The 11,313-nt window shown below is 47.3% G+C and carries 10 protein-coding genes; 1 reads left to right on the top strand and 9 read right to left on the bottom strand.

Going from position 1 to position 11,313, the window contains the following annotated elements; all coding sequences use genetic code 11:
• Positions 1-67 precede the first annotated feature (67 nt).
• The 9 genes from garD to DW819_RS15245 form a co-directional block, all read right to left on the bottom strand.
• The gene (gene garD, locus DW819_RS15285) at positions 68-1,585 is read right to left on the bottom strand and encodes a galactarate dehydratase (RefSeq protein WP_118733976.1); all 1,518 of its coding nucleotides are present in this window, start codon (positions 1,583-1,585) and stop codon (positions 68-70) included.
• Positions 1,586-1,727: 142 nt separating this feature from the next.
• Complete coding sequence (locus tag DW819_RS15280) at positions 1,728-2,246, bottom strand: hypothetical protein (protein ID WP_118733975.1); 519 nt, start codon at positions 2,244-2,246, stop codon at positions 1,728-1,730.
• Positions 2,247-2,422: 176 nt separating this feature from the next.
• Positions 2,423-3,880, bottom strand: coding sequence for an N-acetylglucosamine-specific PTS transporter subunit IIBC (nagE, locus tag DW819_RS15275; protein ID WP_118733974.1), 1,458 nt, complete (start codon positions 3,878-3,880; stop codon positions 2,423-2,425).
• 117 nt (positions 3,881-3,997) lie between these two features.
• Positions 3,998-4,240, bottom strand: coding sequence for an HPr family phosphocarrier protein (locus DW819_RS15270; protein WP_118733973.1), 243 nt, complete (start codon positions 4,238-4,240; stop codon positions 3,998-4,000).
• A 35-nt stretch (positions 4,241-4,275) separates the two neighbouring features.
• Positions 4,276-4,764 carry a PTS glucose transporter subunit IIA gene (locus tag DW819_RS15265; protein WP_118733978.1) on the bottom strand — a complete coding sequence of 163 codons (489 nt, stop codon included), beginning with the start codon at positions 4,762-4,764 and terminating at the stop codon, positions 4,276-4,278.
• Positions 4,765-4,854: 90 nt separating this feature from the next.
• On the bottom strand, positions 4,855-5,700 hold the full coding sequence (locus DW819_RS15260; RefSeq protein WP_118733972.1) for a PRD domain-containing protein: 846 nt from the start codon (positions 5,698-5,700) through the stop codon (positions 4,855-4,857).
• 220 nt (positions 5,701-5,920) lie between these two features.
• A complete protein-coding gene (locus DW819_RS15255) occupies positions 5,921-6,922 on the bottom strand; it encodes an isocitrate/isopropylmalate family dehydrogenase (RefSeq protein WP_347560217.1) in 1,002 nt (333 codons plus the stop codon).
• Complete coding sequence (locus DW819_RS15250) at positions 6,922-8,262, bottom strand: citrate synthase (RefSeq protein WP_118733971.1); 1,341 nt, start codon at positions 8,260-8,262, stop codon at positions 6,922-6,924. The genes DW819_RS15255 and DW819_RS15250 overlap by 1 nt, the downstream gene beginning before the upstream one ends.
• Before the next feature lie 53 nt (positions 8,263-8,315).
• The gene (locus DW819_RS15245; protein WP_118733970.1) at positions 8,316-10,628 is read right to left on the bottom strand and encodes a hydratase; all 2,313 of its coding nucleotides are present in this window, start codon (positions 10,626-10,628) and stop codon (positions 8,316-8,318) included.
• A gap of 313 nt (positions 10,629-10,941) precedes the next feature.
• Here DW819_RS15245 and DW819_RS15775 point away from each other — a divergent pair, with 313 nt between their 5' ends.
• The gene (locus DW819_RS15775; RefSeq protein ID WP_182432681.1) at positions 10,942-11,085 is read left to right on the top strand and encodes a hypothetical protein; all 144 of its coding nucleotides are present in this window, start codon (positions 10,942-10,944) and stop codon (positions 11,083-11,085) included.
• Positions 11,086-11,313: the final 228 nt, after the last annotated feature.

The following is an 11,313-nucleotide window of genomic DNA, read 5'->3' as shown; positions in this document are numbered from 1 at the left end:
CTGTACGCGGTTTCCGGAACTTCGGACCTTTTAGTGGTTCCGTCTCAATATTTTTATTGTGCTCCGATCAGGTTATCGGTGCCGGGTTGAAGATGCACATGTCGTTGTGGAATCCGTACTGATCACTGTACGGCTGCTTGGTTCCGCTTGCCACATCCAGGATCATGTCGAAGATCTGCTGGCCGACATCTGCGATGGTTTTCTCACCGGTAGCTACATCACCGGCAGAGATATCGATCATGTCGAACCAGTGGTTCTTTAACTCGTTACGGCTGCAGACCTTGATAACCGGGCTGATGTCCAGTCCATACGGAGTTCCGCGTCCGGTCATGAATACCTGAAGACCGATACCGCTTGCAACCTGGCTCGGTCCGCAGACGATGTCGCTGGCCGGGGTAGCTGCATAGATCAGGCCGTGCTTGGTCGGCTTCTGAGCCGGGGAAAGTACTTCCACGATCTGGCTGGTACCGCTCTTTGCGATACTTCCCATTGCTTTCTCTACGATATTCGCAAGTCCGCCTGCCTTGTTGCCAGGAGTCGGGTTTGCGTCACGGCCTACGCCGCCCTCTGCAAGGTACTTGTCGTACCATTTCATCTCCTCTGCCAGACGGTCACGGGTGTGGGCATCCGGGCAGCGTGCTGCCAACATGTGAACGCCGTCGCGAACCTCGGTAACCTCACTGAACATAACGGTAGCGCCGCCACGAACCAGCATATCTGCTGCGTAACCTGCACTCGGGTTAGCGGAGATACCGGAGAATGCGTCACTGCCGCCGCACTGCATACCGATCAGCAGGTCGCTTAACGGAAGCTCCTCACGGGTTCTCTTGTTCAGCTTCTGCAGCTTTTTATCTGCCATTTCCAGAATTGCGTTCATCATAGCGTCATGACCAGCGTAGTCCTGAAGAGTCAGAACGTTCTCCGGGGTAATATCCTCCGGCGGAAGTACGCGGTCGTAGGTCAGTTTCTCACAGCCAAGGCCTACTACCATGATCTCACCGCCAAAGTTCGGATGACGGATGACATTGGTGATCGCGCGGATCGGGATATATGCTAACGGTGCGTTGATCGCAACACCACAGCCATACGGATGGGTAACTGCTACCACACCATCTACATTCGGATACTTCGGAAGCAGTTCCTTCTTAATGCGCTCTACTGCTACCTTTAATACGCCAGCCGCACACTGAACCGTGGTTACGATTCCCAGAAGGTTTCTGGTGCCTGCCGGACCCTCGGCATTGCGGTAACCCATCCAGGTGGTTCTGGTCGGCATCGGAAGATCCTCCACCGGTACCAGGTTGGTGCCGTACTCCATATCATCTACAGACGGGCTCTGCGGGAGATCCAGCATATGCTCATTGATCCAGTCACCCTTCTTGATATCGTTAATCGCATAGCCGAGAACAACGCCGTAACGAATGATCTCTCCGCCTGCCGGGATATCGCACAGGGCAATCTTATGAGCCTGCGGAATGTCCTGATTGGTCACAAGACCTTCCATGATCTCGGTGCCGGCCTTCAGATCCTGAACAGCTACAACAACGTTATCCTGGTCTTTGATCTTGACATACAAACGTGCCATACATTTCCTCCTTCTTCGTCTCGCACTGCGGTTTTGCTCGAACCTGCAATGTTTTAACTCCTTGTTGATAATCATATTATAATGCAGGAAATGTCATAAGTAAAATTAATTCTTTTTTTCAAAAACTTAGTTTTTGTAAGTTCTATTCATACAGATCCAATACGATCTTCGTGGAAACATCCTTGGCTGTTCCGGTCCGTCTGTCGACCTCAAAGGTTTTTAAGGTGCTTCCAATCTCATCCGGTCGGCTCTCTTCCTGAACTACAACGGTATATTTGTACTGGTTTTTGCTGTCTACCCGGTAATGCAGCACAATATCCTCAGAAATTTCCCTGTTGAACCAGCCGGCACGGTTTACCGCATTCTCCACCAGATAGCAGACGGAAGTCTCATCCAGGAACGGATGGCTGTTCCACACCCCATTTTCCGCATCCAGGTCATACCAGACACCGCCAATCTTCTGCCAGCCGGATACCAGGCTGCCATCGTCTTCTTTGTAAGTCCAGTCTCCGTTTTCTGCCTGCTGCCACTCGGCTGCGTAAGCCTTAAGCTCTGTCTCGGTGCCAACCGCAAAAACAGCTGCGCTTCCAGCTGCCAGCAAAAATGCTCCTGCCAGAATGCCCTTCATGGTTTTCTTTATTTCTCCCTGTCTGAGTTTCATAAATATCGCCCTCTTCTTTCTATCTGCAATTGTATTTCATCTTACCAGAAGAATATGACCGTTCTGTGAAGCAAAGCAAAACTTTTTCCGTTTTTCCTCAGACGCGCAAAAGGACCTTCCCCGAACCGGGGAAAGCCCTTTCGCATATCTATGTTTTGGAACCAGGGAGGACTCTGCTATTTGCAAAGCTTTTTGAATTCATCTGCCACAAACTGTACCTGGGTTCCGATGATGACCTGAACGGAGGTCTTGCTCGGACGCATCACGCCTGCAACGCCTGCGGATTTGATCCGTTTCTCATCCACCTTCGTGTAATCCTTGATCTCCAGACGAAGTCTGGTGATGCAGTTATCGATAGAAGCTACGTTCTCCGGACCGCCTACGCCTTCCAGAACGATCTTTGCTACCTGAGTAAAGTCATTGTTTGCAAGTTTCACCTGAGTTTCATCTGCGTCATCATCCTCACGACCCGGAGTCTTCAGGTTAAACTTAACGATAACAACACGGAATACTACATAGTAGATCACGCCGACAGCCAGGCCAACCGGAATCAGCAGCCACGGGTTCTGTGCCAGCGGAGTAAAGGAGCTGAGTACCATATCTACCGCACCGCCGGAGAAGGAGAAGCCTGCACGGATCGGAAGTGCTACGGTAATACCAGCGGTGATGCCTGCTAACAGAGCATGTACCACATACAGACCAGGAGCCAGGAACATGAAAGAGAACTCGATCGGCTCGGTTACGCCGGTAAAGAAGGAACAGAATGCTGCGGATGCAAGCAGTCCGTATACCATTTTCTTTTTAGCCGGTTTTGCAGTCTGATACATAGCCAGGCAGGCTGCCGGAAGACCAAACATCATGAACGGGAAGAAACCTGTCATGTACATACCTGTCTGTCCGTAAACACCGGTGTTGCCCCAGAAATTACTTAAATCACTGATTCCGGCTACATCGAACCAGAATACAGAGTTCAGTGCATGATGCAGACCGAACGGGATCAGCAGACGGTTGAAGAATGCGTAGATACCTGCACCCAGAGCGCCCATGCCGATAAAGGTCTCACCCAGAGTAACCAGTGCACCGTAAACTAACGGCCATACAAAGAACAGAACAAGTGCTGCCACGATAGAATACAGTGCGGTGAAGATCGCAACTGCACGCTTGCCGCTGAAGAATGCCAGCGCATCCGGAAGCTTTACGGATTTGTACTTATTGTAGCAGTTCGCACCGATCAGACCGGAAACAATACCAACGAACTGGTTCACGATCTTGCCGAACGCCGGAGCTGCCTCGTGACCGGTGATACCGGCAACGGAACCGCTGCTTAAGAGCGTAGTGATCATGTACATGGAAACCAGGCCTGCCAGACCTGCTGTACCATCACTGTCATCTGCCATGCCGACTGCAACACCAATTGCAAACAGCCAGGACATATTGTCGATCAGCGCTCCGCCGGCCTTGATCAGGAACAGACCGATGGAATAACTCAGGCCTCCTGCCGTGAAGCCCTGAACCTCACCTGCCATTGCCGCAGGTGCCAGAATGTATCCGATTCCCATCAGGATACCGCATACCGGAAGACATGCTACCGGAAGCATTAAAGCTTTGCCCAGTCTCTGGAAAAACTTCATCATAATGTAAAACCCCTTTCTTTTTTCGCCTCTCGGCGTTTTCTTTATTTGAACCATTCCCCAATGGATTCAAATCTCTTTTGCATATAACAACAGCCATGAAAGAGCCGGATTGCCAGCTCACTTCTGCAGGATCTGCGCAATTGTCTTTACTGCCTGCTCTGCATCTTCACCACACGCCTGGATTTCAATAAAATCTCCGGCTCTGGCCTCCATGGCCATCAGTTCCAGGATGTGATCCGCCCTTGCTGTCTTCTCCCCTGAGCAAAGCCGGATCTGTGCATTCAGGCCTCCCGCTGCCGCAAAAATCTGTGCAGCATTGCGGACATGAAGCCCCTCCGGATCCCGAAGTCTGACCGTAATACAGCTCGTATCTCCTCACTCCGTTCTTTTCATAATTATAAGGTAATGATCGGATCAGCCGGTTTTACCTGCATTCCGGTGTGACAGACCATATCCGGAAAATCCGGTGTATTGCAGATGAGGACCGGCGTGATCACATCGTATCCGGCTGCACGGATCTGCTCTAAATCTGCCGTGATCAGAAGATCTCCGGCCTGAACACGGTCTCCCTGCTTTACATGGGCCGTAAAATACTGTCCCTTTAACTGCACCGTATCCAGCCCGATATGGACAATGACTTCAGCACCGTTATCTCCCCTGATGCTGACGGCATGTCCGGTGTCGAACATCACTGTGACCTCACCGGAAAGCGGTGCCCTGAATTCTCCTTCGGACGGCTTCACAGCCACACCCTTTCCAAGGATCTCCTGCGCAAAGGCAGGATCATTCACTTCACTCAGCGGAACTACTGAACCGGATACCGGTGATAATACCTCAGCCGCCTCCTTTTTCCCTCCAAACATTTTTTTCAGTGTCTGAAACATAACGCCCTTCCCCTTTCTTTTTTCTGCCATCCATTTCCGTCTGTGTTTTCTGCATGCCGCCGATGCACTCCCCCTGTGACAGCGTTTTTCTTAAGCCTGAGAACTGCAATTTCTAACCCGTCGGATATGAACAGACAGATATGATACCTCTTCCTCCGACACTTCATGGCCGTAGGTCTGCCAGATAAACTCCTTCACACCTCTGCTGCAGGCGTATTCCTCCGGATACATCTGCCGGATCATGGCATGAAATTCTTCCAGACCGGCTCCGTCATCCAGTGACTCTCCGCTGTAGATCCGGTGTGCCAGAAAACGCAGATGCGTGATCATGCGCTCGTAGCTCGTGGAGGTTTCATCCAGCTCTATATGAAAATAATCTCCCACTAATTTAAGGACATCCTGAATGATCTTTGTCATGTCAATGGTGTCACGCATGCGTGTGTTGTACTCCGCATTCACAATGTGCAGGGCGATGGAAGCCGCCTCATCGGCCGGAAATGTAATTCCCAGCCTTCGCTCGATCAAGTCCAGCGCAAACGTGCCGATCAGGTATTCCTCCCGATAAAAGGTCCGCACCTCCCGAAGCAGCGGATTGCTGAACAGCATCTTCTTCTGGTAACGCTCAATCGCAAAATTGATGTGATCCGTCAGCGTAAGATAAATGTTGTGGTTCAGCTTTTTGTTCATGACGCCTTTGGCATACTGGATCACCTCTGCTGAAATCTGAAGCCGCTCCGGCGGAAGCTTCTGGACCAGGCTTTTGAACTGATCCATAACCCCCGGATTGTCGAGACGGAATACCTTTTCGATCAGCTCACCCGGAATATCCATGCCCGCCCGAAGCTGAAAGCCAATGCCCCTTCCCATAACGACCACTTCTCGACCGTTTTCCAGGGCACTGACTACATTATTGTTAATCACTTTTTCAATTTTCATACTCATCCCACCGGTCTGATCCGTTTTCTATAGAAAATAAAAAAAACCAATTCTGAACAAATATCTGCATCACAAAATATCGTTCAAAATTGGTTTTGCCTGCCGTACAGTAACAACCCAATCTGTTGCTATTCATCATAATGATAAATTTATAATATCATGATTTTGACGTCATGTCAACTTAATTTTATCCTTTTATTGTCTATTTTCAACAATTTAATTACAGATGTGCAATGATCGCCTTCTCATACTCAATCGTTGTAGCGGTTCCTCCGATATCCGGTGTGAGAACACTTCCATCCTCCAGCACCAGGTCCACTGCCTTGCGGATCTTGGCCGCAACGTCTTTCTTTCCGATATGCTCAAGCAGCATGCATGCGGACCATAAAAATGCAGTTGGATTTGCGATTCCCTGTCCTGCAATGTCAGGAGCACTGCCGTGAACTGCCTCGAACATGGCAAAATCTTTGCCCAGGTTGCTGGATGGCAGCAGTCCCAGCCCTCCGATCAGACCGCTGACCAGATCAGATAAAACATCACCATACAGGTTTTCTGTTACGATAATATCAAATTTTTCCGGATGCATGACCAGCTGCATCGCCACATTATCTACGATCTTGTCATCTGCCGCAATATCCGGGTATTCCTTACTGATATCATAGAAGATATCACGGAACATTCCGTCTGCCATTTTCATGATGTTTGCTTTATGAACGCAGGTCACTTTTTTACGTTTGTGGCTTACTGCATAGTCGAAGGCAGCACGGATGATACGCTCACAGCATTTTCTGGTAATGATCTTAATCGAATGCACGGTATCCTGATCGATCATCTCTTCTACGCCTGCATACAGATCCTCTGTGTTTTCACGGAAGATAACGATATCTACATTTTCAAATGCAGTTTTTACGGCAGAGTTTGTCTTTGCAGGACGGATATTTGCGTAAAGATCATATTTCTTTCTTAAAGTAACATTTAAAGAGCGGAAGCCCTTTCCCAAAGGAGTTGTGATCGGGGATTTTAATAAAACATGGGTCTTTTCCATGGAAGCATAGCCCTCTTTCGGGATCAGCTCGCCGTGTGCTTCGTATTCTGCAGCACCTACATTAAAAACCTCATAATTTAAATCTGCTCCTGCTGCGTCTAAGATTCTTAAAACGCTGTCTGTAATCTCCGGTCCGATTCCATCGCCTTTAAATACGGTAATTGTATCCATCATCATTATCTCTCCTCCATGACTGTGTATTCTTTATTATCTCCTACATATTTTGTTGCAGGACGCATGATCCTTCCATCATAAAGCTTATTTTCAATGTTGTGGGCAACCCAGCCAACCATACGGCTGCACACGAACAATGGTGTATAAAGGTCTCTTGGGATGCCAAGCATTTCATAAGCGAAACCACTGTAATAATCTACATTGGTAGGAAGTGCAACTCCCTTGCGCTCCTTCATAGTTTCCAGAGCAATACGTTCAAACCTCTGACGGAAATCAAATTCCGTCATCATCTTCTTTTCCTTTGCCACTTCTAAGCAGCGGGCTCTTAACATCTCTGCCCGCGGATCGGAAATGGTATAAACTGCATGGCCAAATCCGTATACAAGTCCGGTGCGGTCATATAATTCACCGTCCATCAGCTTGTTTACTGCAGCCCTGATCTTCTTGTCATCTGCCGTATATCCGTCGGTTTCTTCCAGGACTGCATCCATCATTTCAGCAACCTTAATGTTTGCACCTCCGTGTCTTGGTCCCTTCATGGAGCCAATGCTTCCGGAAACTGTAGAATAAATATCGGTACCGGTAGAAGCGATCACTACATTCGTAAAGGTGGAGTTGTTGCCGCCGCCGTGATCTGCATGAAGGATGAGGATGGTGTCTAACAGTCTTGCCTCCTTATCAGAAAATGTCTGATCTTTTCTTAAAAGGCTTAAGAAGTTTTCTGCAATGGAATAATTTGGATTCGCATAATGGATAAACAGGCTGTCTCTGTTGTAATAATGTACCTTGCTCTGATATGCATAGCAGGCAATTGACGGAAGCTTTGCCATTAAATTAATACCCTTTACCAGAGTTTCATACACATCGATGTTGTCCGGATCCTCATCGTAATTATATAAAGTAAGAACAGCATTCTGAAGCTTGTTCATCAGGTTTTTACCCGGCATACGCAGCAGGTTCATTTCCACGAACTCATCTGGGATTTCATAACAGCCGGTCAGGATATTCCGGAAATGTTCCAGTTCTGCTTTCTTTGGCAGGTAACCAAACAGCAGAAGGAAACAAACTTCTTCATAACCAAAATGGCTGTCTCCTTTTCCCTTTACCAGCTCTTCCACATCATAGCCTCTGTAATACAGCTTTCCCGGAATAGCCTGGATCCCGCCTTCCGGGTTCTCCTCATAGCCTACAACATCTGCCACTCGGGTAAGACCCACTCTTACGCCGGTTCCGTCTTCATTTCGAAGACCTTTCTTTACATTATATTCTTTATACCATTTATTCGGGATATCTGTATAATTCTGTGATTTTCCATAAAATTGTGCAAGATAATTGTCGTTCATGATCTGCTCTCCTCTCCGGCGTAGTCTTCATGCTGCTAACCTTTACCGTCAGCTTAATGTCTGCTTCTGTTGTAATTGATCAGGCATCCAGCCTTAACAATGGCTCTTTCTTCCGGTGTCATATCTGCAATATACAGGTCTAATTCTTTGATCTGATCCTTTACAGCTTTTCCATTTCCAAGAACATATGCCTTGATCGAGCTTAAATCCCCGTCCAGTGCTTTTCTCACACACGGAACGTAGATATAATCGCCCACTTCAAAATCAGGTTCTGCTTCCATCTGGAATGGCAGCATTCCCCAGTTCATTACATTGGAACGATATCTCTTGGTTGCATATTCCTTACAGATATTTGCAAGTCCGCCGATCACTCTCTGACAGCTGGCTGCCTGCTCTCTTGCGGAACCGTCACCGGGCTTTACTGCATATACCATGCTTCCTACTTCTGTATCTTTTACAGAAACATGTTCATTTCCTGCAATTGTCCTGATCGCTGCAAATACATTTGCAAGATCCGGTTCTAAGGCCAGCTCTTTTTCTTCTCCAGCAGCAACTCTTGCTTTTTCTAACTGATCTACTTTTTTCGTCCGTCCCACATACTCCGGATCTCTTCTGGATAAGGTAAATTCTGCCAGTCCCAGTGGATTGGAACGATAGGAAGAGGTTTCACCAGACGGGATCAGTTCATCCGTAGTAGTGACCGGATCCATGATCTTAGAGCATACCTTTAAGAGGATATTGTCTGTTAACGGGCTCATTTCCGGCCAGTCTTTGATATTTGGTCCATATACCAGGGCTTTCTTCTCTTCAGCCTTTCCAAAGCCCTGATATACACGGTTTTTATAGGACTTATCATCAAACTCATATTCCGGAATATCATTCCAGCAGTCTAACTCCCATGCTGAAGTAAGCTTTCCGCCATTTGCTGCTGTCGCTGCAATGGAACGCGCGTCCATCAGCGCTACGGCTGCCATCTGTCCGTTTCCCGGCTTACTGCCTTCACGGTTCGGGAAGTTTCTGGTGGTATGACGGATACTTAAACCATTGTTGCAGGGCGTATCTCCTGCACCAAAGCAGGGTCCGCAGAAAGCGGTGCGGATGACAGCGCCTGCATCCATCAGATCGGAGACAGTTCCCTTCTTTACCAGGTCCGAGAAGACCGGCTGGGAAGATGGATAAACCGCCAGTGAAAATTCATCACAGCCGCAGTTCTTTCCGCGAAGTGCATGTGCTGCTTCCATCACATTGGTGTAAGTTCCGCCTGCACAGCCTGCGATAATTCCCTGCTGTACCATCAGGTCATTTCCAGACATTTTATCAAGCAGTGTAAAATGTGCCTTGCCGCCGGCAACCTTTTCTGCGTCCATTTCTACCATATGAAGGATATCCTTCATATTTGCCTTTAATTCATCAATCTCAAAGGCATTGCTTGGATGGAACGGAAGAGCGATCATTGGTTTTACTTTACTTAAGTCGACATAGACACAGCCATCATAGTAAGCAATATCTGCAGGATCCAGCTTCCTGTAATCCTCTTCTCTGTGATGCTTTGCCAGATAATTTCTGGTATCCTCATCTGTTCTCCAGATAGAGGTTAAACAGGTGGTCTCTGTTGTCATGACATCGACACCGTTTCTGTAATCGGTAGTCATAGACGCGACACCGGGACCAACAAATTCCATTACTTTATTCTTGACATAACCATTTTTAAATACGGCACGGATAATTGCCAGCGAAATATCCTGAGGTCCTGTTCCCGGCTTTGGGGATCCGTCCAAGTAAACTGCAACCACTCCCGGATAAGCTACATCATATGTATCGCGCAGCAGCTGCTTTACCAGTTCGCCTCCGCCTTCTCCGATAGCCATGGTTCCTAATGCACCGTATCTGGTGTGGCTGTCAGATCCAAGAATCATCCTGCCGCAGCCTGCCATCATTTCTCTCATGTACTGATGAATGACTGCAATATGCGGCGGAACGTAGATGCCGCCGTATTTCTTTGCCGCGGAAAGGCCGAACATGTGGTCATCCTCGTTAATCGTACCACCTACTGCACAAAGTGTATTGTGGCAGTTTGTCAGGACGTAAGGGATCGGGAACTTTTCCATACCGGATGCCTTGGCTGTCTGGACAATCCCTACAAAGGTAATATCATGGGATGCCATGCTGTCAAAACGGAGTTTTAACTGTTCCATGTTATCAGCTGTATTGTGAGCACTTAAAATAGAATAGGCAATGGTTCCTTTTTTTGCAGCTTCTTTGTCAGCTTTCTTTCCGGTAAAAGCTTCGACCCTTACGCTTTCCTGCTCCGGAATAATGTCTTTTCCATTCACAAGATAAATTCCACCATCATATAATGATACCATTTTTTACCTCCTGATTTCCGGCCACAACGGGGCTTTATATCTGCCTTCTACATGGCGCTTTTCGTGATTGGTTCATACTATAAACTATTTTTTTCGTTTTGTCCAGTCTATATATTGTCATCGCAACAGCTTTTTAGTTGTGAAAAAGATTTAAAAAGCAACTTTCACTGTTGTGTTGTATCACTTTAACGTACAATAGTGTCAGAAATGATGCCTGTTTTTCATGATTTTCATTTTTATAAAATATGATTTTCATTTTGCACACTTCATGCTAGAATAAAATCATTCATAAAAAGAAAGGAATTCACGCATCATGTTCAGAAAAAAAAACACCGGCTACGTCTTAAAGCTCAGCCCGCAGGGTCCAAAGATGCGCTTCAAATCCGAAAAGGAAGCAAATGAGTACCTGGCAAAGCTGAAAGAGAAGAACGCAAAGTACCGCAAAAACGAAAATTAAAACCGTCTTTGATAACAAAAAACAGGCATAATCAACCTTCTGATTTCTGCCTGGGTTTCTTCTATATTATTAGCTATGACTTCCTATAGAATTCAAGGTGTCTTTCTTTTATGCCAAATCACGAACTTGCTCATTTATAGTACAGTGAACTACATCGGCAATTGAATTACCGAGCATCTGATTACGAAGCATAGCTCCGTAGCTTCAGAGGTGCGTCCATGACACCCG

This window comes from Clostridium sp. AM33-3 (assembly GCF_003480315.1).
Taxonomy (GTDB): Bacteria; Bacillota; Clostridia; order Lachnospirales; family Lachnospiraceae; genus Brotaphodocola.
The sequence above is the reverse complement of the archived record's forward strand: the minus strand, read 5'-3'. Positions and strand labels throughout refer to the sequence as shown.